General features: G+C 50.8%; 23 protein-coding genes, 2 tRNA genes and 1 rRNA gene. 3 read left to right on the forward strand and 23 right to left on the reverse strand.

Going from position 1 to position 23,448, the window contains the following annotated elements:
* From I2H39_RS23005 to I2H39_RS23110, 22 genes are all read right to left on the reverse strand, one after another.
* A 16S ribosomal RNA gene (locus I2H39_RS23005) occupies positions 1-176 on the reverse strand; the annotation flags it as partial.
* Positions 177-467: 291 nt separating this feature from the next.
* A tRNA-Ser gene (locus I2H39_RS23010) sits at positions 468-556 on the reverse strand.
* Between the two features lie 64 nt (positions 557-620).
* A tRNA-Ser gene (locus I2H39_RS23015) sits at positions 621-706 on the reverse strand.
* Between the two features lie 317 nt (positions 707-1,023).
* Positions 1,024-1,254 (reverse strand): HPr family phosphocarrier protein, encoded by a 231-nt coding sequence (locus I2H39_RS23020; protein ID WP_138309992.1) that lies wholly within the window; start codon positions 1,252-1,254, stop codon positions 1,024-1,026.
* A 61-nt stretch (positions 1,255-1,315) separates the two neighbouring features.
* Positions 1,316-2,593, reverse strand: a complete 1,278-nt coding sequence (locus I2H39_RS23025; RefSeq protein ID WP_195627631.1) for a RuBisCO large subunit C-terminal-like domain-containing protein — start codon at positions 2,591-2,593, stop codon at positions 1,316-1,318.
* Positions 2,594-2,711: 118 nt separating this feature from the next.
* The gene (locus I2H39_RS23030; protein WP_138309990.1) at positions 2,712-3,437 is read right to left on the reverse strand and encodes a GntR family transcriptional regulator; all 726 of its coding nucleotides are present in this window, start codon (positions 3,435-3,437) and stop codon (positions 2,712-2,714) included.
* Between the two features lie 22 nt (positions 3,438-3,459).
* Positions 3,460-4,065, reverse strand: coding sequence for a class II aldolase/adducin family protein (locus I2H39_RS23035; protein WP_138309989.1), 606 nt, complete (start codon positions 4,063-4,065; stop codon positions 3,460-3,462).
* A gap of 1 nt (position 4,066) precedes the next feature.
* The gene (locus I2H39_RS23040; protein ID WP_195627632.1) at positions 4,067-5,338 is read right to left on the reverse strand and encodes a Tm-1-like ATP-binding domain-containing protein; all 1,272 of its coding nucleotides are present in this window, start codon (positions 5,336-5,338) and stop codon (positions 4,067-4,069) included.
* 98 nt (positions 5,339-5,436) lie between these two features.
* The gene (locus tag I2H39_RS23045) at positions 5,437-6,354 is read right to left on the reverse strand and encodes an N-acyl homoserine lactonase family protein (RefSeq protein ID WP_330641075.1); all 918 of its coding nucleotides are present in this window, start codon (positions 6,352-6,354) and stop codon (positions 5,437-5,439) included.
* A gap of 181 nt (positions 6,355-6,535) precedes the next feature.
* Positions 6,536-7,495 (reverse strand): ABC transporter permease, encoded by a 960-nt coding sequence (locus I2H39_RS23050; RefSeq protein WP_138309986.1) that lies wholly within the window; start codon positions 7,493-7,495, stop codon positions 6,536-6,538.
* 12 nt (positions 7,496-7,507) lie between these two features.
* Positions 7,508-8,458, reverse strand: a complete 951-nt coding sequence (locus I2H39_RS23055; protein WP_138309985.1) for an ABC transporter permease — start codon at positions 8,456-8,458, stop codon at positions 7,508-7,510.
* Complete coding sequence (locus I2H39_RS23060) at positions 8,445-9,971, reverse strand: sugar ABC transporter ATP-binding protein (protein ID WP_240305687.1); 1,527 nt, start codon at positions 9,969-9,971, stop codon at positions 8,445-8,447. The genes I2H39_RS23055 and I2H39_RS23060 overlap by 14 nt, the downstream gene beginning before the upstream one ends.
* Positions 9,972-10,078: 107 nt before the next feature.
* Entirely contained in the window at positions 10,079-11,200 is a 1,122-nt protein-coding gene (locus I2H39_RS23065) for a sugar ABC transporter substrate-binding protein (RefSeq protein ID WP_195627633.1), read from the reverse strand.
* A gap of 302 nt (positions 11,201-11,502) precedes the next feature.
* Entirely contained in the window at positions 11,503-12,246 is a 744-nt protein-coding gene (gene ispD / locus I2H39_RS23070; protein WP_195627634.1) for a 2-C-methyl-D-erythritol 4-phosphate cytidylyltransferase, read from the reverse strand.
* Positions 12,247-12,269: 23 nt separating this feature from the next.
* Positions 12,270-13,304, reverse strand: coding sequence for a tRNA (adenosine(37)-N6)-threonylcarbamoyltransferase complex transferase subunit TsaD (gene tsaD / locus I2H39_RS23075; protein ID WP_195627689.1), 1,035 nt, complete (start codon positions 13,302-13,304; stop codon positions 12,270-12,272).
* A 49-nt stretch (positions 13,305-13,353) separates the two neighbouring features.
* Positions 13,354-14,265, reverse strand: a complete 912-nt coding sequence (locus I2H39_RS23080; RefSeq protein WP_138309981.1) for a ribonuclease Z — start codon at positions 14,263-14,265, stop codon at positions 13,354-13,356.
* Positions 14,266-14,413: 148 nt separating this feature from the next.
* Positions 14,414-14,914: a YcxB family protein gene (locus I2H39_RS23085; RefSeq protein WP_138309980.1), complete on the reverse strand. Its 501-nt coding sequence runs from the start codon at positions 14,912-14,914 to the stop codon at positions 14,414-14,416.
* 20 nt (positions 14,915-14,934) lie between these two features.
* On the reverse strand, positions 14,935-15,939 hold the full coding sequence (locus I2H39_RS23090; protein WP_138309979.1) for a 2-keto-3-deoxygluconate permease: 1,005 nt from the start codon (positions 15,937-15,939) through the stop codon (positions 14,935-14,937).
* Positions 15,940-15,999: 60 nt separating this feature from the next.
* The gene (locus I2H39_RS23095; RefSeq protein ID WP_138309978.1) at positions 16,000-17,349 is read right to left on the reverse strand and encodes a four-carbon acid sugar kinase family protein; all 1,350 of its coding nucleotides are present in this window, start codon (positions 17,347-17,349) and stop codon (positions 16,000-16,002) included.
* Between the two features lie 29 nt (positions 17,350-17,378).
* On the reverse strand, positions 17,379-18,398 hold the full coding sequence (pdxA, locus tag I2H39_RS23100; protein ID WP_195627635.1) for a 4-hydroxythreonine-4-phosphate dehydrogenase PdxA: 1,020 nt from the start codon (positions 18,396-18,398) through the stop codon (positions 17,379-17,381).
* A gap of 325 nt (positions 18,399-18,723) precedes the next feature.
* On the reverse strand, positions 18,724-19,488 hold the full coding sequence (locus tag I2H39_RS23105) for a DeoR/GlpR family DNA-binding transcription regulator (RefSeq protein ID WP_138309976.1): 765 nt from the start codon (positions 19,486-19,488) through the stop codon (positions 18,724-18,726).
* Between the two features lie 42 nt (positions 19,489-19,530).
* Positions 19,531-20,292 carry a DeoR/GlpR family DNA-binding transcription regulator gene (locus I2H39_RS23110; RefSeq protein WP_138309975.1) on the reverse strand — a complete coding sequence of 254 codons (762 nt, stop codon included), beginning with the start codon at positions 20,290-20,292 and terminating at the stop codon, positions 19,531-19,533.
* Positions 20,293-20,561: 269 nt separating this feature from the next.
* On the opposite strand from I2H39_RS23110, the gene rpiB reads away from it, so the two are divergent.
* From rpiB to I2H39_RS23125, 3 genes are read left to right on the forward strand one after another with little or no spacing between them, the layout of a single operon-like run.
* Positions 20,562-21,020, forward strand: a complete 459-nt coding sequence (gene rpiB / locus I2H39_RS23115) for a ribose 5-phosphate isomerase B (RefSeq protein ID WP_195627636.1) — start codon at positions 20,562-20,564, stop codon at positions 21,018-21,020.
* 13 nt (positions 21,021-21,033) lie between these two features.
* Positions 21,034-21,825: a triose-phosphate isomerase gene (locus I2H39_RS23120; protein ID WP_138309973.1), complete on the forward strand. Its 792-nt coding sequence runs from the start codon at positions 21,034-21,036 to the stop codon at positions 21,823-21,825.
* A gap of 17 nt (positions 21,826-21,842) precedes the next feature.
* On the forward strand, positions 21,843-23,075 hold the full coding sequence (locus I2H39_RS23125) for a 6-phosphofructokinase (protein ID WP_195627637.1): 1,233 nt from the start codon (positions 21,843-21,845) through the stop codon (positions 23,073-23,075).
* A 49-nt stretch (positions 23,076-23,124) separates the two neighbouring features.
* Here the strand turns inward: I2H39_RS23125 and I2H39_RS23130 are convergent, their stop codons facing one another.
* Positions 23,125-23,367, reverse strand: coding sequence for a hypothetical protein (locus I2H39_RS23130; protein ID WP_027642354.1), 243 nt, complete (start codon positions 23,365-23,367; stop codon positions 23,125-23,127).
* Between the last annotated feature and the right edge of the window lie 81 nt (positions 23,368-23,448).

A 23,448-nucleotide genomic window follows, 5' to 3' on the forward strand; every position in this document is an offset into this window, starting at 1 on the left:
GTCATTTCTAACTGTTATCCCCCAGTGTGAGGCAGGTTATCCACGCGTTACTCACCCGTCCGCCACTCAGTCAATCAGATTCCATCCGAAAACTTCCTCCGATTGCTTCGTTCGACTTGCATGTGTTAGGCACGCCGCCAGCGTTCATCCTGAGCCAGGATCAAACTCTCATGTTTTAAGTTTTTCACTTATGTGAGGTCTTTCACGAACATTACGTGAAAACTTAGTTCACAATAGTTACGGTTCGTATTCCGGAACCGTTACGTTTGTGAACACCCTCGCGAAGAGTGTTCCTTGGTTTCAGACTACTTAGCTTGGCTAGTTATCTTTAACCTTCATTACTTGGTTTTGTTCTGAATTTTCTCAAATCCAAAGGTCTAAACCAGACCTTTTGTTTTAGAATTTTCAGGGTTTGTGTATTATTCAGTCTTCAATTTTAAAGGTACGATGGAAGCAATGCTTCCGACCGCAGAAGGAGGGATTTGAACCCTCGCGCCGCTACTAACGACCTACTCCCTTTCCAGGGGAGCCCCTTCAACCTCTTGGGTACTTCTGCTTGGTTGAATCTTGTTTCATATTCAATTTATATTCGCAGGCAAATCATACAAACTCGTCTGCAGCGGAGAGGGTGGGATTCGAACCCACGCGCCCTTGCGGACAAACGGTTTTCAAGACCGCCTCGTTATGACCACTTCGATACCTCTCCGAACGCGCTTTTCTATTTTACAGAAGTTTCGACGTTTTGTCAAGTACTTTTTTTAATTTTTTCAAAACTCTTTTTTTGGGTTTTGTGCTTGCTGTCGCTTTCAGCGGCAACTCGATTAGTCTATCATGTTATTCGACAGATGTCAACACTTTTTTCGACTTTTTTCTGATGGTTTTTTTTCTGTTCTTTGGCTGATGGTATTTCTCACGGTTTTCTCACTGGTTTTGCTGTCTTTTACCGCTGGCTGGAATTCCCTGATTCAGGTAATTCCAACCAGCTCTTCCACCTATTCGCACATGCATTTCCCGGCAGCCTTCTTATATATCCTTATCCACAGCCCAGCGGTCCAGCTGCTTCAGGAACTTTTTATCCTCTGAAACCACCTTGACCGGCTTCTTATAGTCTATGGCCATCAGCCCCAACACGGACTTTCCGTCTGCAATCTGATTGTCCATTGTATGTACTCCAATATCCAGGGGAGATGCACACGCCAGATGCATAAAATCTCTTAAATCGTTGGATGTATACAGCATAATTTCACGTACCATATTGATACCTCCTTTTTCCGGACATAGTATAACACTTTCGGATAAAATATACAATATCCAATCATGGTTTTATATAGCCCCACCGTGACAAGGCCGCCCTTAACTCTTCTTTTTCCTCTGCTGCCTTTTCAAAGGGCCTTCCGCTCATCACAATGTCGATGGCCTGGCGCATTGCCCGGGCTCCTGCCGCAGCACCGCCCGGATGCCCCTGGACAGCCCCTCCTGCCGCAAGAACAACGTCTTTTCCCACTTCACTGATATATTTCTCCACCATCCCTGGATGGACGCCTCCTCCAATGGATGGCATAGAGGGTTTAATGTCATAGAAAGGGAGGGTGAGCTGGGCCACTGTCTGCATATATTTCTGGTGAAGAAGAGGATAGCCCCCATAGGGCGTATTAATCATTACTATATCAGCTCCCCCCAGACGCGCAAGCTTTCCCACGGCCAGAGGCGAGGCCATTCCATTCATGGCGCCTTCAAAATACATTCCGGCGCCTGCCGAATGTCCCAGGACCGGGAGAGCCGTATGCTCTGCCACGTGCTTAAGCACACTGTATCCCACAACTGCAAAATTAATCATCAGTCCGTCTGCCCCGGCATCCTCCGCCCGTTTTACATTTTCAATGATTTCATCCGCCCCGCTGGTTATGTTAACAAAATACTTCACCCTCTCCCCTGTTTTTTCATAGGCAGCCTCAGCAGCCTCCTTATACGCCCTTACCCGTTCTCCGGGCTTGCTGTAAACAGGATTTCCTAGCAATTCATCGTCCTTAATAAAGTCCACACCTCCAAGTGCTGTCTCATAAAATATGTTTGCACCCTCTTTGGGGGTCAGCCCTGTGCACGGCTTAATCATATTCAGCAGAATCGGACGGTCATTTATTCCGGCAAACCTGCGGATTCCTTCAATTCCATACCGCGGTCCCCTGAATTTTCCGGCAAATTCCTCTGAAAACTCAATATCCAAAAGCTTTACCTGGGCTGAGGTGGAAGCATCATTCCCCAGAAGAGAGGTAATCATCAGCGGCAAATCCGCGCCGAAATTCACGGCAGGATAGGCAATCTGAATCAGATATTCCCTCAGGTCATCCCCAATCTGGGTGGCCAAATCCAGGGAAGGCACATCAAATACATTTACCACCTTTCCCATATACGTTTCCCGAATCTCCTCCGTAATTCCCGGAATCGGAATCCACGTCCCAATGGTCTGCCCCACTGCAAGGGCTGCTGCCTTTTTCAGAATGTCGGCTTCCTTCGGGAGCCTGATATGATAAGACGCTATGATATAATTTTGTTTGTGTACTGTCTCCGGTAATGTATAAAGTACAGAATCCATCTTTTCTCCTTTATTCACAGCGCTCCTATGCCTGGCAAAACAAAAGAGCCCGGCATCCGGTTTCGATGCCCAAGCTCTGTTATCACTTTCTGTTTCTGCTATACACGTATATCAGGATTTACGCATTCTCATGAAAATACACGTCCAAAGAGTAGGGAATGTTCTCCGTTCTCTTCTTCAGGTTCTGAGTCAATAAATGACTGATTCGTTCGCTGTCCCTCTGTTCCAGGGCATCCAGATAGCTCTGATGCTCCTCAATCATCCTTTCCCTGGATTCACGGCCCTCCAACAGCTTCTGGCCGTAAATCAGCTTGAAGAATGACAAATTATCCCACAGCGATTCTATCATCGCACAGACCCTGTCCAGCCGGCTGATTTTATAGATGGAGAAATGGTACAGCCTGTTCTGCTGATACACATCAATTGCATCAAGCTCATCCTGCCTGACAATGCGGATATATTCAGCGTGAATCTCCTTCAGGTTCCGGATGTCTTCATCTGTAATCTTTCCGCAGGCATATTTTGCGGCCACTGGCTCCAATGCCGTCCTCGCTATATATATCTGCCGCACATCCTCCTTGGTCAGTGTCACAAGCCTGGTTCCTGCATAGGGGACCGATTCAGCAAGCCCTTTCTTTTCAAGATTGGCCAGCGCTTCCCGAATCGGCATACGGCTGACTCCCAGCTGGGAAGCCAGCTCCTCGGTATTCAGCTTGTCACCCATTGACAGCTTGCCGCTCATAATCCATTCCATCAGCTTGTCCAAAGCCAGGTCCGGAAGCTTGTTATGCTGAAGCATTCCCCTGTCCAGGTCATTCATTGTAATACGCATATTAGATTTCATATAGCTCTCACCTAAGTAATATTTACAAGCCAAGCTTCGAAACGGTCACTTTTAAAATCGCCACTTGCGCGGTTTCTTCAATTAATTCTGCTGTATGCTCTGCATTAATTGCATCTTTTCCGACTGCCACTAAACCATGATTCACAAGTAAAAATCCGGGCAAATCCGGGTTCTCTCTATATATTTTTTCCACCATTGGGAAATACTCTTTTTTTACCATCGCCGCAGGAACATCCAACGTTGGTAAATCCGCGCTCATCTTAAGCTGGGCGTGCCATGTGGTCCTCTTTAAGGCCTTTCCTGTGGACGCCCATGCAATTGAATACGGTGAGTGTGTATGTACAACAGCATTCACCTTTGGACAAATTCTATATAGCAAGCCGTGAAGTAAAGCCTCTCTTGTAGGTTTTCCTTCCCCTTCTACTAGATTTCCATCGAAATCCGTGATTACAAAACCTTCTGGCGTACTGTCAATAAAAGAACTGCCGCTTGCCTTTACAATCATCCAGTCTTTCCCTGGCACCCTGGCGCTCACATTGCCGCCGCTTCCGGTCTGTATACCTCTAGTATATGCTCTTTTGCAGGCTATGACAAGTTCCTCTGCAATTTTTTTAACATCTTCTGACATTTTAAAGAACGCCCTCCTTGTCCTGATATTTTATTTCATCCCCTGTCACACCGCGCTCTTTCAGTTCGTCCACCATATGATGGGCGGCCTCAATGCCCCATGCTTCCGTGTCCAGATTTCCCGGTATCGTAATGATTTCCACATTGGGATTCCTGATTTTCCTTAACCGGCGGATGATGATATCATCCACCTCTTTATAATAGAGCTCCTCGCCCTTGCGGGTATTATGGCGCATTCCGTCCGTGGGAATCAGGAGCTTTACCGGGTAATCAATTTTCTCAATCCGCGCGGCAAACCTGTCTGTTGTAATCTCAGCCTCGTCCGGAAGCAGCTTGATATGAGCTGTATTGGCATTGTGCATCATGTAGACACGCTGGTCCATGCGGGGCGGAAACTCTCCTGTCTGGAAATCAATAAAATCCAGACCGCCCACGCTGACTACCAGAGGCACCTTCTTCTCCACTCCGCGGACCAGCCGGTATCTGGAATCTTCCCCATAGGAAAATCCGCCTTTAAAATACTCCTGTGTAATCTCATGTGTCGTCAAATCCAAAATACCGTCAATCAGGCCGTCTGCCGCCATCTGCTCCATGATGGCTCCGCCTGCACCGGTGGAGTGAAACCCAATGGCCTCAATGCCCAGCCGTTCCAGCTCGTCAATTGCAGCACATGCCCCTGTATTGGTAATCCCCATCAACGTCACACCCACAACCGGCTTAGGGCCCTTTTTCAAAGCCTGTCCCCCATGCTTCACCATACCTGCACAGCACGCGCATGCATTTGCCATGATTTGTCTTGTCACTATATTAAGTCCGGTAAAATCACATATGGACGGAATTGTCACAATATCCTTTGCCCCGACCACACTTTCAAAGGTCTTGCGGCCGGATGCCACCGTGGTGGCCATGACCTTGGGGAAACCTATGGGAAGACGTTTCATGGCATTGGTGGCCATAACCGTATTCTGAAGGCCTCCCGCAGAGAGAATTCCGTCAATCGCGCCCTCTGCATGCAGCTTCTCCACATAGGATGCCACTGCATCCATCATAAATGCAATCTTCTCGCCCTTTGTCCTGGGTTCCAGCTCATCCCACTCTGTTCCTGCCGCCCTGACCACCTCTTCCCTGGAAACATCATATCCATAAGAAGGATTGGGGCCTGTGGCCACATTGATTACCATTGCCTTGACGCCCTGGCTCTCAATCTGCTCACGCATATATGCAATTTCCCTGTACTTGGTGTCGCAGCTTCCTATGATTGCGATTGTGTTCATTTCACTTCTCCTCCCATACGATATTGTGAAGACCCTCCGCCCGGCAGTCTCCACAATATCCCCTATGGACCCCGTTCCTTCACGGGGACATACTCACATTAATTCTGGGTGAAGTACTTGGTCTTTGCCCTTTGGGACGCTTTCTCCGCGTCCTTGTCAATAATCGCGCTCTTGTACTCATCAAATACAAAATCCGTGTCCTTAAGCCCGATTACCGGAAGCCTGTTCTCATGAGAGTCCTCATATCTCTCCACAGCGGCCGACAGTATAACATCGTGGGCAAGCAGAAGGTGCTTATGAGGGTCTACCCCCGCCTCCCTGCAGCGGCGGACCGTGTCGCGGATTGTCTGCCACGCAGCCACTATGTCAACATAACGTCCCGGAGGGCAGATATCATAGTGCAGCTCATCCTGCATGGCCTGTGGCGCATCAATGTTGCCCATTACGAATACCGAATCGCCCACGCAGTAGTAAGGTCCGTCTTCTGTCTCAACCACCACCGTCATGTGGCCCGGGCAGTGTCCGAAGGATTCAAATACGCTTACGCCCGGAGCAATCTGCGCCTCGCCCTTAACCGTCTCAAAACGCTCTTTTACTCCCGGCTGGTCATAGGGAGCAATAAATTCATCACCGCAGGTCACATCCCCGTCCTTGGCAATGACCGGTCTGCAGTATGATTTATAATGCAGCGGAATGGGGTTATGGGCATAGCTCCACTCCGCCTCATGGCAGATAAAACGAGCCTTTGTAAACTTCTCAAGATAAAATACATGGTCCCAGTGCAGATGCGTGAACAATACAATGTCAACATCAGAAGGCTTGCGGCCAACCTGGGCCAGGCGGGATTCGATGTCGTCAATCCCCTGTCTCTGCATGGATGGACCGTGATGGTACTTGTCGGCGTGTTCCGTCCAGGACATCCCCGTATCAACCAGAATCAGCTGGTCCCCGCCTTCAATTAAGAACGTGAAATCCGGAAGCTGGTCCGAGTCATTGGTGATTCCCAGCTTCTCCACAAATTTTTTACACGAAAAATGGTACCAGTACTCCAATGGTTTGGTCGGAATATAACCAGAATTAAGTGGTCGGATTGTTAATGGCATATTAATGTTCCTCTCTTTCTCTTTCATGAATTATCTATCTTAAAACTGCCGTGGTATATTCCGGGGGCAGTTTTAATACCCGTATATCCGGCAATCATGCCGCCTTGCTTTCCTGTCTTTTCTTGCTGTAGGTATCAAACAGCACCATGGCAATGATAACAATGCCGATTACCAGACCCTGCGCATAGGAGGATATCCCCTTCAGGTTCATTACATTGACGATAATCGTAAGTATCAAGGCTCCGACTACAGTCCCAAGGACGCCGCCTTCCCCTCCCAGCATGGAGGTTCCGCCTACGACCACCGCCGCTACGGTCTGCAGCCCGTAGCTGTCTCCCATGGCTGCGTCCGCTGCATTTAACCTGGCTGTCATCAGCATGCCTGCAAGGCCTGCGCACATGCTGCACATCATAAATGCGGACAGCATGATTTTCTTAACCGGCACAGCTGCATATTTGGCTGCGGTGGGATTTGAGCCATAGGCGTACACCTGACGGCCATACGTGGTTTTCTGAAGAAGGACATATATCAGGACCACCACAACTGCCGCTATGATGATTAGATTCGGGACAGGACCTGTGTATCCCACGCCTATCTGCGTGAACCCCTTTGGAAGGTCATAGATAACCGCCCCCTGCATGACCAGGACCGCAAGCCCGCTCATGACCCAGTTGGTTCCATAGGTTGCAATAAAGCTGGGGAGTATGCCGGCCAGCAGTCCGTTGATGACACCCACCACCAGTCCAATCAGGATTCCCAGTATAAAGGCTGCCGGAATCGGAACGCCGCTTTTGATGCACTGGGCACAGATACATCCGATAAAACCAGCGGTTGCCCCCACTGATAAATCCATACCGCCGGTCAGAAGCACTGCCGTTAATCCTGCGCTGAGCACCAGCAGCACACTGGCCTGCCTGAATACCGTGATAATGTTGTCAACCGTCCTGAAATTCGGCGCAGCGACAGCGGAAAAGATAACCAGAATAATCAGGCCTATCAGGCTGTAAAATACCTTTGAATTTCTTACCTCTTCAAATATTCTCTTTGCTTTCATGTCCCTATCCCCCTATTCCTTTGAACGAGTACGGACAACCGCATCGATGATAATGGCCATCAGAACGATAGAACCAATGATTGCATTCTGCTTAATTGACTGCACGCCCACTATGTTCAGGCCGTTTTTAATGACCTGGATAAGAAGCACGCCAAAAATCGTACCTGTAACGCCGCCCTTTCCCTCACGAAGGGAGGTGCCTCCCAGAAGGGTGACTGCCACTGCCTGGAATTCCCAGCCCGTGGCCGCCGTGGGCATGCCCGCCTCAATACGGCTGAGTGTGATGATTCCCGCAATTCCTGCAATGAATCCGGCAAATGCATATGTCTTAATCAGGCAGATGATGGGATTGATGCCTGCCAGCTGCAGGGCTTCCCTGTTTCCGCCCAGTCCGTGGATATTGGTTCCGAACCTGGTCTTGTTCAGCACGACCCATACCATGATGAATACCAGCACAGCCACCCAGACCATAAGCGGGATTCCCAGGATTGTTGTCTCCGTAATAATACGGTATGTAAAACTGGGAAAGTAGATGGATGAGCCTGCTGCCAGCAGTAATGAAAGGCTGTTCAGTATGTTCTGCATTCCATAAGTCGCAATAAACGGTGGGATACTTCCCTTGGCAACAATCACTCCATTCACCACTCCGATGAGGGTCGTGGATAAAATGGCGAGAACCATTGCTGCGGGAAGCGGGATTCCCCTCAGAGCCATCCACACGGTAAATACGGTTACAAAGCTGACCTGGGCTCCCAGGGACAGGTCGGTTCCCTGCGTCAGCACAATGCAGGTCTGGCCGAATGCAACAATCATTAACGGCGTTGCCTGAATCAGCACATTCTTAAAGTTCATCAGCGTAAGATAATTAGGGCTCATGACGCTGAAAATCACAATCAGGACAACCAGCATATAGGCCACCGGAGGCAGGCTTTTAATTCTCTGTGCAATCTTATTCTTCTGCATGCTCAGCACCTCCTGCTCCCAGCATCATCCTGGCTCCGATTACCTCGGAATTAAATCCCTCTGTTCCTCTTACAACCTCGTCCACGATTTCACCCTCATGCATGATATAAATGCGGTCGCTCATGCCGATTACTTCAGGAAGCTCGGAAGAAATCATGATAATGGCCTTGCCCTCAGCTGCAAGCCTGTCCATCAGATTATAGATTTCCAGTTTTGCAGCCACATCAATGCCGCGGGTTGGTTCATCGAAAATCAGAATTTCCGGGTCGAAGCTCAGCCATTTTGCCAGCACCACCTTCTGCTGGTTGCCGCCGGACAGATATTTACATGCTTTATTTACGCTGGTAGTAGCGATACGAAGCTGCTTCTTATACCCCAGAGCAACCTCGGTAATTTTCTTTCTTGATATAAAAAAGTTGGGGAATATCTTCTTCAGACTCACCGCCACCATATTAAGGGCAATGGATTCATCCAGGGCAAGGCCCTGCTTCTTCCGGTCCTCGCTTACCAGTCCGATTCCAATCCGGACAGCCTGTACCGGTGATTTTGGGAACACCTGCTCCCCCCGTATGTAAACTTTTCCGGATTTAATCTTCTCGATTCCATAGAGCAGCTGGGCTGTCTCAGTGCGCCCTGCCCCCACCAATCCGGCAAGCCCCACAATCTCGCCCTTTTTAACCGTAAAGCTTACATTCCTGACTCGCCCATGATAATCGCACAGATTCTCCGCCTTAAGGGTAATCCCCTCATGCCTGTTCTCCGTACGCGCATAGACCTGTTCCACACTCCGCCCCACCATCATGTTGACCAGCTCCTCGTTGGTACAGTCGTTGATTCCCACGGTGTTAATCTTGACCCCATCCCTGAGAATCGTGATTCTGTCCCCTATAAGGGGAAATTCCTGCATCCGGTGGGACACATAGATAATACCGATTCCCTCTGCCTTCAGCCTGTGAATCTGGGCAAACAGGGAATCCACCTCCCGCTCGGACAAGGTGGCGGTGGGCTCGTCAAACACCATGATTCTGGGGTTAAAGGAAAGCGCCTTGGCTATCTCCACCATCTGCTGTTCTGCAATGCTTAAGTTCTTTACATAATCTTTGGGATTGATGTATTCACAGTTTAATGCCTTTAAAAGCTTTGCAGCCTCCTCTTCCATCTTTTTATGGTCAATCAATCCCAGCCTGGTCTTATATTCCCTGTTCAGAAAGATATTCTGGGCAACGCTGATATACGGAACCAGTGTAAACTCCTGATATACGGCCACGATTCCCTTGGCAAGAGCCTCCTTTGTTCCGTTAAACTTAACGGCCCGGCCATCCAGCCTGACCTCCCCCTCTTCGGGCTTATACGCACCCAGCAGGCACTTTGCAAGTGTGCTCTTTCCCGCGCCGTTCTCACCTACCAGGATGTGTACCTCCCCCTCCTGCAAATCAAAATCCACATCATCCAGGGCCTTCATTCCCGGAAAAAGTTTGGTGATATGCTGCGCTGTTAATATTGTTTTCCCCATCTTTTCACCCCAATACTTCTCACGAAATTTAGTTTCTCTGTATTCGTCCCCGCAGTTTCCTGCAGGGACAAATAGGTGAAATAGTTCAGCTCCAGTCCTGCCGGATTCTATTGGATAACCTTCCACCAGGCAATGTTGTCAATGTAATTCTGAACCGTATCTGCGATTACAAGCGGGTCATTCGCCGCTGTCGGGAACGGAATGAACTTGCCCTCCGGTTCCGTCTTGTCATTCAGGTACTTAACCGCATAAGCGCATGCAACAAATCCTGAACCATAGGGGTCCGTGTTATAGGTAGCGAACATGGTTCCTTCCTTTACTGCATTGGTAGCATCTACGCTTCCGTCGAATCCGCAGACAAGGACATCATTCATATTGGCCGCCGTCAGGGCCTGGACTGCTCCCAGGGCGCTCTCATCGTTGCAGGCAATAACTGCGTCAACGTCTGTATACTGCTGAATCAGGTTTTCCGTTACGGACATGCCTTCTGTCCTCTTAAAGTTGGCTGTCTGGGAAGCAACAATTTCAATACCCTGGTACTCGGAAAGTCCTGTATTGATACCATTTAATCTCTCGATTGCGTTTGATGCCCCGGCAGGTCCCTCAAGTATGATGAATTTCCCCTTACCCCCAAGCTTGTCCGCCACAGCCTTGGCCATGGTATATCCGGATTCGTAATAGTCAACGCCTGTCCTGAGGAAGGTGTCTTCTGCTGCCGGCGTGCCGATGGTCAGCACCAGGATACCTGCATCCTGCGCTTTTCTCACGCCTGTCATGATGCCGTTGGAATCCGCGCAGTGGACAATGATTGCATCCACCCCCTGTGTAATCATGTTCTCCATCAGCTGCACCTGCTCCTCAACCGAATCTGCGGTGGTGGGAGCCTGTGTGATTGCATTGAATCCCATGGCCTCCCCGGCAGCTTCCACACCGGCCGACTGGGCCACCATATATGGATTGGTTGTGTTTTTGGCAATGTAGCCAATGGTGTAATCCCCGCCCGCCTTGACACTGGTGGCAATCTGGGCTCCGATTCCGGTGACCGGCAGCTGGTCCACATTAAGCACGGTAGCTGCGGACAAGCCTGAAGAACTGCTCTTCGTGTCCTCAGCTGCCTTTGTCTCCTCTTTCGCACTGCTGGCCGGCGCCTCTGTGGGTGTGCTGCAGCCTGCAAAAACCATGGCAGACATTGCAACCGTCAACAAAACTGATACTACTCTCTTCCTCATTTTTTTCCTCCTTGTTATCTTTATATTATTTTTGGATATTGGATTTTGGATACAATCTTCTTGTGATTAATATAGCACTTCCAAATTTGCTTGTCAATGTTAAATAGTATATTCTTGTTTATTGCCGCATTTTTGTATATTATGCACATATCGTCTTTTATTTTTCTGTCAATAATTACAATTGGATTGTATATAGACTGCATGAAAATGCATTTAAATCAGCTGGAATTAAGTAAGAACCAAAAGAAAAAGGGATGCAGGACCATATTTCATCCTGCATCCCCTGAACCGTGTATCTGTCGTTACACCATGGAGCTCCTCAGCACCTCAGCCATATAAAGGTCCTCCGGAGTTGTAATCTTTATATTTGCATAACTGCCCCTTACCATATGCGCCTTCACCCCCATCTGGGCCTCCACCACCATGGCGTCATCCGTTATGCCGGTACAGTCCGATTTCATCTGGCGGGCAAACGCCTCTGCAATAAGGGGAACGGAAAATACCTGGGGCGTCTGGGCCTGCCATACCAGACTGCGGTCCGGGCTGGACTCAATCATCCCCTCCCGGTTCACCAGCTTGATGGTGTCCTTCACAGGCATGCCTGCCACACATGCGCCATACCTGCACACGGCCTGGTACGCCCGTTCTATGATATCGCCGGTAACAAAGGGGCGGGCCCCGTCATGGATAAACACATATCCATTCTGCCTGGCCCTGATTGCGGCTTCATCCTCTCCCTCTTCCTGGTCCATAATGGTGCAGAGGGCTTTCCAGACGCTTTCATACCGTTCTCTGCCTCCCGCGCCAATGGTGCTCACCTTCTTCAGGCCATATGCCTCCACGATTTCTGTTCTGGCATATTCCATATGGCCTGCATCTGTCATGAGTATGATTTCATCTATCACAGGAGAGGCTTCAAACGCCTCCAGCGCATAGGCCACCAGAGGCCTGCCGCCCATTTCCATGTACTGCTTGGCCGTTTTCCCGCCCATACGGCTGCCCTTTCCTGCTGCCAGTACCACGGCCGTACAATATTTTTCTTCCATTCCGTACCTCCCGCCGGACATTCTTATCGCTCTCCCAATTTCAGATTGGGAACAGCATTCAAATCCCAGCCCGATATGTTCCCCTTACGGTATTCATAGTAGGCTGCCGTCCCAATCATGGCTGCATTGTCCGTGCAGAAAACAGGAGAGGGATAATAAAACTGAATCCCGTCCTTTTCACAGGCCTCTGCCATGGCCTTCCTCAGCGCGGAGTTAGAGGCAACCCCGCCTGCTATGGCCAGCTTCTTATATCCGAATTCCCGGGCAGCCAGTATGGCGCGGCTTACCAGGGACTCCACCACGGAATTCTGGAAGGATGCCACCAGGTCAGGGACATTGATTTCCTCCCCTGTCATGCGGGCATGGTTGATGTGGTTCAGCACAGCTGACTTAAGACCGCTGAAGCTGAAATCATAGGGAGCCCCCTCCACCCTGCCCCTGGGGAACTGGATGGCGTGGGGATTCCCCTCTTTTGCCGTCCTGTCAATCTTAGGCCCGCCGGGGTATCCCAGACCCACAGACCTGGCCACCTTGTCAAAGGCTTCTCCGGCTGCGTCGTCCCTGGTCCTTCCGATGATTTCAAATTCCCCGTAATCCTTTACAATCACCAGGTGGGTATGGCCTCCCGAAACAATCAGGCACACAAAGGGCGGTTCCAAATCCTGGTTCTCAATGAAATTCGCGGACACGTGCCCTTCAATATGATGCACCCCGATAAGAGGTTTCCCCGCCGCATAGGCAATGGCCTTTGCCTCTGCCACTCCCACCAAAAGAGCGCCTACCAGACCAGGTCCGTAGGTCACGCCGATTGCCGTGATATCCTCCAGGGCAACCCGGGCTTCCGCCAAGGCCCTCTCAATCACATAATTAACCGCCTTTATATGTTCCCGGGATGCAATTTCCGGAACAACGCCCCCATAGACCGTATGGGTGGCAATCTGGGATGAAATCACATTGGACAGCACGGTCCTTCCGTTTTTCACCACTGCCGCGGCTGTCTCATCGCATGAACTCTCGATTGCCAGTATCAAAACATCCTCTGATGCCTGTCCTATCATAGTATCCTCTCCACTTCCGTCTGTCCTCCGGTACGCGGTACCGTCACTGTCAGTCCTCATCAAATTCCAGCTCCGCCGTCCATCCGTCCCTGGCAGCCTTTGCCCTTGGGAAAATGGACCTGACCTCCTCCATATATTCCTCCGGCTTTGTAAGGGAGGGGCTGTAATGGGTGAGCCACATCTGCTTCGGATTGGCCTGCTTTGCAAGGGCTGCTGCCTCGTAAAAGGTCATATGCTTATATTCCCTGGCCTTGGCCGCCTTTTCCTTTTCCCCGTACATGCCTTCACAGATAAAAAGGTCAGCACCGGCTGCATACTCTGCAATCACAGGCACAGGCCTGGTATCTGTGCAGTATGTCACCTTAAGCCCTCTGCGGTCCGGTCCCAGCACCATATCCGGTGTCAGAAGCCGTCCCTCATGTTCTATCTCCTCGCCCTTTTGCAGCCTGCTCCAGAACTTCTGGGGTATCTCCTGGGCCCTGGCCCGCTCCACGTCAAAGCGTCCTGTACGGGGAATGGTGATGGAATAGCCGTAGCACAGCACATTGTGGTTTACCCTGTAAGCGTCAATGACATAGGGGCCCATCTGCATTTGTTCACGGTTCTCCCCAAGCTCCACAAACCGCAGCTCAAAGGGCAGTTCCGGCGCTATGGTGCGCAGCGCCCCCACCACCCGTTCCAGTCCCCTGGGACCAATCAGGGTCAGCGGCTCCACCCGCTCCGCATTGCCCATCGTGAGCAGAAGCCCGGGAAGACCGCTTATGTGGTCCGCATGGTAATGGGTAAAGCAGATGACATCTATGGGTTTGGGGCTCCATCCCTTTTCCTTCAGGGCCACCTGGGTCCCCTCACCGCAGTCAATAAGCAGATTGCTGCCTCCGCACCTTGCCATCATGGATGTGAGCCAGCGGTACGGAAGAGGCATCATGCCTCCGGTTCCTAACAAACATATATCCAACATACTGTAATCCTCATTCTCTCAATACTTAACTCACAAAATCATATCACACTTTCCTCTCATTAATCAAGTATCGCCGTAAAATAACGTGGCAAACCTGAACGGTTCAGGCAGCGCGCAAAAAAAGGGAGCTGCCGCAGCAGCTCCTCTATTATCTTATGTAAATCCTGTCCCGCGAAAGATTGGACGCCACCAGCTTCATGACCGGCATGAAGTTTTCCCCAAAACTTTCCTTTGGAAGTACAAGGGCCGAAGACTCCTCTATATAAAAAGCAATGTCCTTGGGCGTGGAGACAGCCTTCTGCACCCTGTCCCAGCCATATGTCCTGACCTGTTCCCCCAGCCTCTCCTCGATGCCGTTTTCATCAAACCCATACTGTATCTCGGAATCATACCTGGGCTGCCCCATCATCCTTGCCGCCTGAAGCCTCAGGTTAATAGGCGTAAACAGAAGAATCATCATACCGCCGGCCACATAAACAAATGCCTGATTCAGCTGTATGGTCTGGTTTCTCAGCAGGAAACCGCCTGTGATGATGACTGCAAGGCCCAGGAGATTGACCAGGAAACCCGACAGCCTTGAATACGTATGGAACAGCAGCAAATCATAGATAAACTCAGCCTTCATCCTGACCTTGACATATACCTTCATTCAAATCATCCTCTCCCAAATCATGCTTTTCCCGCGGCCCAGCCCTGGGCTGAGTAGATTCCCTTCTTATTCTTCCTCATCCACCCGTCAAAGAAGGCGGTAATGAACGGGCATAGGAACAGTGTAATGATGGAGGCAGTGGCGCACTGGGCCGTGGCCATGTCCACATAAGGTTCCATGGACGGGTCGGCCTGGGCAACTGCCGCAGGCGTCATGGCTGAGTTCAGAGCCGTTGTGCCCACTGCCGCGCCCATGGCATTGCGCTCTTTTTTGGGCAGCAGCAGGTTGAATACGAAAAAGAATATTACGGCTGTTGCCGTGGATATCAGTCCCAGCACAATACCGGATGCTCCGGCCGTGACCAGCGTGGACACATCTGTCTTGGAGCCAATGGAAATGGTCATGAAGAATGTGACAATGGGCTGGGCGGTTGCGCAGGCGCTGCGGAAGCCCTTATCCAGATTTCCCCAGATGAATCCGATGAGCAGGGGAATCAAAGTGGCAACCAGGGCCTTAAAGGGAATGGAAGCCAGTCCGGTTGCCCCCAATGCCACCAGGGTAAAGAAGGGGCCGTCATTTAATGACAGGATGGAGATGGCGCCTGTATCCGTTGCATTTCCAAACTGGGATGACAGGGATATGTACAGAGAGCCGTTGGAATTGGTGATGGCCGCAATGAGCACAAAGGGTGTCAGCCCCAGAATACCTGCCGGACCGCACAGATTTCCCACCAGAAGCCCTATGGCAACTCCCAGCAAAAGCTTGATGCCGGTCAGCGTGACGCCTTTATACAGAGGCATACCCACCTGGCGGACATTGATGGCGGACCCGCACACAATCAGGAACAATCCCATCATGGCTGAATTCCCGTCATAAAACAGGGCTGTTACGTATCCCCCAATCTGAAATGCCTGAGGGAAAAAAGTGGCTATGACAACTGCCAGCACCAGCGGTATGATAACCAGTCCCCCGGGCAGCCTTTTCATTTTATTCAGTATATCAAAATCTTTTCTGTTATCTTCCATAAAAAACCTCCACCTGATTTGTTTCGTTTGATATCACGGTCTGCCGGTCACGGCAGCCCCCTACATTTCCCTGGCTGCCTCTCTGAACAAGCGGTCTATAATGTCAACAGCAATGGTGTCGTATCCTGTCAGTCCTCCCTTTCCGATGATGGGAAGCCCCTGATAGGTTCCCACCATGCGGCCCACGTCCGTCTGCGCAATGACGTAGTCCAGCACCTCGATGCACTCTACCCCCAGCTGGAAGCAGACATTCACCATGGTGTCCCCTCCGGTGGTATATAATCCGGCTATCCGTTCCCGGCCAGCGCGTTCCAGCACGTACTGTACAATGGTCCCCAGCCCTGCGTTAATCCGGTTGGCGCTCATGCCATCTGCATACCCTCTTTTTGCGTCTTCCTCAGCCAGGTTTAAAATCGGGCCGTGAAGGGCTGTCTCAATCACTATGGCCCTGGGCGCAGAGGGCCCTTCCATAAGCTCCGTAATGCGCCTGACGGCTGATTCCACTTCCTCCGCTGCCTGCCGGCTCCCGTCAATCAGGGGGATGGGGTCCACGCTGACCTGCACATGCCGCCGGTCCTCCAAAAGAATTCCCAGCTGCCTCTTGGTCACGGGAGTAGCGCTTCCGGCTGCAACCAGCACGGTCCTGCCTGTGCCGTCCAGTGTGTTTTCCGGGACATTGGGCTCCTCTTCCTGCGTCAGCCCTCTGCACTGTGCCAGCTTTGCCGTAAATGCCCCCGGGTCCACTGCCAGCACATTCCAGTCCAGGGAAATGCAGGCATGGGCTATCTCCTGGATATCCTCCAGGGTTATGGCATCCGTCACAATGATGCGGTTTCCCCGTTCCCTCTGCCACTGGAGAGCGCGCGCAATCTCTTCCCTGCCCTGGAGGACTGTCTTAAGTGTCACCAGCCCAATCTCCTCCCCTGTCTGCCTCCCCAGAAGCTGGGGCACATAGCTCTCATGCACCGGTGTGCGTACATCCTGGGCCACCGGCGTCTTTGTCAGGGCAATGCCGTCAATCACAGAGAAGCCCCCCACCACAATCCGCCTGGACTGCGGCATGGAAGGAACCACCACCGCCACCGCGTCACCGCCAATCACATCCATCATGGCCTTGATTTCAGTTCCGATACCGCCTCTTAATGTAGTGTCAATCCGCTTGCTGAAATATCTGACTCCCATCCTTTTCAGGGCCTGGGTGGCAGAGCGCACCTTCTCATATGCCTCATCCGCAGGCAATGCCCTGCTGTTGCTGCTGACCAGTATGGCGTCCAGGGACGCAGCCTCCCCTTCCCGCTCCGCAGCCTCCTCGTTGAAAAAAACAGCTGTCCTTGCCTTGGACCTGGCAAGCAGTACGCCTGTGGTGGTGGCCCCGGTCAAATCATCTGCCACTGCTCCTATTAACGGCATAATATATTCCCCCTTTTTTGCTGCCCTGGTTATTGGTCCCTTTTTCCGTGCATGAGCGCTGCGTATTCGGCCACCACCTTTGTGGATTCAATCAGGCTGATGCTTCCTGCTATTCCCTTTCCGGCAATATCAAAGGCAGTTCCATGGTCCACCGAGCTTCTGATAAAAGGAAGACCAAAGGTCAGGGTCACGGATTTTTCAAAGTCCAGGGTCTTGCAGGCAATATGTCCCTGGTCATGGTACAGGGACAGGATGGCATCGTATTTTCCGGATTTTCCGATATGGAATACGGAGTCGGCCGGTACAGGCCCAATGGCATTGATTCCCTTCTCCCTGGCCGCTTCCACAGCCGGAATCAGGTGCTCTATTTCCTCTGTTCCAAAAAGCCCGTTATCCCCGCCGTGAGGATTCAGGGCAGCCACTGCAATAAGCGGTTCCCTGATGCCCGTCTTTTTCAGCTCCTTGTCAATGTTCTCCACAAACTCCAGCACCCGTTCCTTGGTGGCATACCTGCATGCATCCACCAGCGACATGTGGCGGCTTACAAAAAACACTCTCAGCTTATGGCAGGAGAACATGGTAAGGGCGTAGGGCGAATGCGTCTCATCCTGGTAGATTTCCGTGTGGCCCGGCTGCTTTACCCCAGCCAGCTTAATGGCTCTTTTATGGATGGGAGCAGTGGACACCGCGTCCACCTTGCTGTCCATGCCCAGTTCAATGGACTTCATAATCCAGTCCACGGACATACGGCCTGCCAGCTCCTGAACCTCTCCCCACTGGATGGAATCCGTATCATAATCCCCTGTCTCCAGCACATCCACGGTCCCGTACTGATAAAGGGCCTCTGATGGTTCCGCAATCCTGCGGTACCTTAACTCCCTGCCCAAAATCCTTGCCGCCCTGTCCAGAACAGCGATGCTGCCAATGACAAAGGGCCTGCAGCACTCATGTATTCCCTCGTCCAACATGGTGCCCACCACTATCTCCGGCCCGATACCTGCCGGGTCCCCCATGGTAATAGCTGTTACAGGTTTGAATTTTTCGTTCATTTTCCTTTTCCTTTCTATTTGTTTTCGTTTTGCTTTCGTTTTTATTATCTTTCTAACATAATCATAAATGTAAATTAACATTTTTTCAAGCTTTTTTTACATTTTTGCTAATTTTAACAAATAACGCCTCGGATATTAACACTATTTCACAATTCAATTTTGTTTTTTATTTCTTTTCTACTTTCGTTAGAAACAATAATTTATTTATATTTCGCTGCATGTATACAAAAACCGCTTCACAGCCACAAAACCGTGAAGCGGTCACCCATACCATCCCGTATACATTCCATGTATTTACTTTTACCTCCGGATTTTCAGACACAGCCTAAACCACATCTATATAGACATGCTGTTTTTCCGCTTCCTCCAGATACTCCTTTTTAATCCCGTCATCTGTAATAATACCGCTTATCTCGTCCAGGGAGCACACCACCATCACATATCCCCCGCCGAACTTACTGCTGTCAGCCAGCACATACGCCTGGTCCGAAGCAGCCAGCACCGCCTTCTTCACCTGCATCTGAGGCGAACCGATGGAGGTCAGCCCCACGGAAAAATTGATTCCATGGGCGCTGATAAATGCCTTATTGGCCCGGAACCCCTTTAAGGTATTGACTGCCACATCGCCTATGGTGGAGGCCAGCTTACCTCCCACCTGTCCCCCCAGAAGGAACAGCTCCACATGGCCCAGATGGGACAATACACCGGCGCTGGCCAGGGAGTTGGTAATAACCAGAAGATGTTTGGAGGAATCATCCCTGATTTGCTGGGCCAGGTAATAGCAGATAGAGGAATCATCCAGAATGATTGTATCCTGGTCCTCAATGTATTCATATGCCTTCAGGGCAATCCTGCGTTTCCTGTCGCTGTTCTTAAACACATTCCCGGCATCAAAGGGCACCATGAGCTGTCCGCCCACCTTTACCGCGCCCCCGTGAATCCGTTTTGCAAGGCCCTTTTCCTCCAGCTTCTGTATATCGCTGCGAATGGTCACCTCCGAGCAGTTCAGTTCCCGGCTCAGCTCCGCTACCTTCACGCTGCCTGTGCTGTCCAGGCGGGCGGCAATGTATTCCATTCTCTTATTCGACATGACTTACCTCTCTCTTTTCATTCACGCCTGTAAAGCGCCGTCCTACACCAGATGAAGGAGGATGTCTTTCCCGGCGATAAGCTCCCGCCATTCCTGGCTCAGTCCGTCATCTGTAATAATTTCATCTATCTCTTCCAGCTCAGCAAAATAGCCCGGCCTGACCTGGCCGAACTTACTGCTGTCCGCCACCAGTATTTTCTGCAGGGAAGATTCAAGGGCAGCCTTTTTTGTCACCACCTCATAATTGTGGGCGCAGGTCATGCCCAGCTTTTCATGGACCCCGGAGGCCGACACAAACATCTTGCTGGCCCTTGTCCTTCTGATAAGTCCGATTCCCTCGACGCTCTCAAACATCAGGTCGTTTCTGTGGAAATACCCGCCCGCAAATATCAGCGACAGCTTCTCATTCCCCTGCAGCTGGGACAGAATATGATAATTATAGCAGAGAACCGTAAGCTGCATCTGTTCCGGTATATATTTGGACAATACGCCGGTGGTTGTTCCTGAATCCAGAATCAGGATATCTCCCTCCTCTACCATGCCCGCTGCAAACCGGGCGATTCTGTCCTTTTTATCAAAATTGCGGATTTGCTCCGAAGAGTACAGATATTCATCGTGTTCCCGGGCAGCGGGTTCTGAAGCCTGCTGTTCGTACAACAGGCGGTTTTCTTTTAAATAATCAATATCACGGCGGATGGTCATCTCTGAAACCTGAAACCGGTCCGCCAGCTCCTTAATGGATAATACAGGCGATTCCTTCAGCGTATCCAAAAGCGCGTAAATCCTGAGATCCCTTTTTCCCATAACTTCTGTTTCCCCTCCTGTCGCAATCCTGCTGCGGCCCATGGGTGCACAGCGTTACGAATCTGACTGTAAAATATTATAATTGTATTTTCAGAAAATGTCCAGATGTTCCTGGCTTGGCCAAAATGTTATATAATGTTTTAAAAATGTTATTTTTACGTTTTATCTCACATTTTTTGATAATATGTCTTGATTTTTACATTTTAAAATGTTAATATATGCTCATAGTAACACTATTTAACATTTTCAAAGGTGATGGAGGTCAAAATATGAGAACAATTGTAATCGGGTGCGACAATGCTGCTGTACATTTAAAAAACGAACTCACAGCATTCATGGAGAAAAAAGGATATACCGTGGAAAATATGGGGTGCGACAGCACCGAAGATACTACCTACTACCCCTATGTGGCGGAAAAGGTGTGCCGGAAAATCATGGACAGCAACTATGAGAAGCACGGCGTACTGATTTGCGGCACAGGCCTGGGCATGGCCATGACCGCCAACAAGTTCAAGGGAATCCGCGCCGGCGTCTGCCATGACATCTTCTCTGCGGAGCGCCTGAAGTTGAGCAATGACGGCAATGTAATCTGTATGGGCGAGCGGGTGATTGGAACCGAACTGGCAAAACGGATACTGGAGAAATGGCTGGAGCTTGAATTCGTAGACTGCGCGTCCACATCCAAGGTGGAGGCCATCAAGGAAATCGAAGGCGAAAATCTCAAATAGCGGAGGCGGCTTGATGAAAAAACTGAATCGGTTATATCTTGGCACAAACACAAAGATGTACAAAACCATTGCGGACACAGCTTCATTTCTGACGCAGCTCCATGAACTGACAGAGGACCTGGCAGACAGTCCCCTGACCCTGTTTGTCATTCCCTCCTATACCGCCCTGGAAACCGCTGGCCGGATTGCATCCCAATCCCATATCCGGCTGGGCGCCCAGAACATGTGCTGGGAGGACGAGGGGCAGTTCACCGGTGAAATCTCACCTGTTATGCTTAAGGAGGTGGGGGTGAGCGTTGCGGAAATCGGCCACTCGGAACGCCGCCATATTTTCAGGGAGGATGATTTTGACCAGGAGAAAAAGGTGGCAAAGGCCGCTGCCTCCGGCTTCACCCCCCTTCTATGCATAGGCGAAACCCTGACCCAGCGTGAATACGGCCTGAGCAGCGAGACCCTGGGCACCCAGTTAAAGGTGGGACTTCATTCCATCACCAGCCGGCAGGCGGAGAATCTCTGGATTGCCTATGAACCCGTGTGGGCCATCGGCGTGAACGGCATCCCTGCGGACAGCGGGTATGTGGCTGCGCGCCATGCAGGCATCCGCCGGATTCTGTGCGAGCGCTTCGGAGAGGAACCCGGAAACCGCATCCCCATTCTTTACGGCGGCAGTGTGAATCCCCAAAATGCCCGGGAGCTGATTCAGCTTCCTGATGTGGACGGTCTCTTTATAGGACGCAGTGCCTGGGACGCCGGACAATTCAACCGTATCATACGCCAGGTTCTGCCATTATACATGAATAAATAGCAGGAGGGAAATAATCGATGCGCAATCTGCTTGTGGCCCAGTCCGGCGGCCCCACATCCGCAATCAACGCCACCCTGTCCGGAGTCATCACAGAAGCCATGATTCAGGGGGGCATTGACCGGATATACGGAGGTCTTAACGGAATTGAAGGCATTTTACAGGAAAAAGTCATAGATTTGCTGGATTATATCAATAACACAATGGACCTGGATAAACTGGCCCAGACCCCTGCCGCCGCCCTGGGCTCCTGCCGCTTTAAGCTGGCCGAGCCGGAAGAGGACGATGCCCAGTATCGGCATCTGGTTGATATTTTCAGAAAATATGAAATATCCTACTTCATATACATAGGCGGGAACGACTCCATGGACACAGTGGATAAGCTGGCCAGATACTGCCGTTCCCGGGAGATTGAGGATATAAACATCATCGGCGCCCCGAAAACCATTGACAATGACCTGATGGAGATAGACCACTGTCCTGGTTTTCCCTCTGCAGCCAAGTACATTGCCACCACCTTTGCGGAGCTGGAGCGGGATGTGGCTGTCTATGATTCCTTCGGAGTCACCATTGTGGAAATCATGGGACGGAACGCCGGATGGCTCACTGCCGCCGCCTCCCTTTCCAGGGTAAACGGCAACCGCGGGCCTGACTTTATTTACCTCTGCGAGGTTCCCTTTTGCGTCAGCCGGTTTCTGGAGGATATACGAAGCCGTCAGGCCGAAAACAGAAATCTTCTGATTGCTGTCAGCGAGGGTATCCGGGATGAAAACGGAGCCTATCTGTCTGAACAGACTCCCGGCAACCGCCCCGATTTGTTCGGTCACAGGGATATTGCCGGAACCGGGGGCGTACTGGCCCAGATTGTCCGGAATGAACTGGGCTGCAAAACCCGCTCCCTGGAGCTCAACCTTATGCAGCGCTGCGCCGCTCATCTGGCCAGCCGCACGGATTTAAACGAATCCCGTCTTCTGGGAACAAAGGCGGTCCAGTGCGCGGTCCAGGGGCAGACCGGAAAAATGGCAACCCTCCTTCGCCTGCCGTCAAAGGGCCGATACAGGATTCAGTTCACTGCAGCGGACGTATCCCTGGTTGCCAACCGGGAAAAAACAGTTCCCCGTCAGTGGATTAACAGGGAAGGCAACGACATTACACAGGAGATGACGGATTATCTGACGCCTCTTATCGAGGGGGAGGTCCCGGTGCTGTGCCAAAACCGCTTTCCTGAATACTTTACCATATCCCTGGCGTGAGCACACATACAGTAAGGAGAACCGCTTTGGCAGTTCTCCTTATCCCATCCTACAGAAATTCAATCTGTTCTTCCCTGTCCACAGGTATCTTGAAGCCGGAAACCAGTTCATCATAGCATTCTTCACACAAATCAAAATGATGAACCTGTCCGTCCTTCTCAGAAAAATAATCCCATGCATGGTCAATGCTGATGCATCCTTCCCGGATGATGCCCTGCTGCACCACCAGTTTCTTTCCGCAGCAATTGCATATTATTGTCTCCAGCTGTCCATTTTTATTGTACCTTTTCATATGAACCCTCGCCTTTCTCTGTCATCGTACCCTTTCATTCATTCCCTTCTCTTCCCCTTAAAGAAAAAAGGAGAGGAATGT

It is taken from the genome of Clostridium sp. 1001283B150225_161107_B6 (assembly GCF_015556325.1).
Taxonomy (GTDB): Bacteria; Bacillota; Clostridia; order Lachnospirales; family Lachnospiraceae; genus Enterocloster.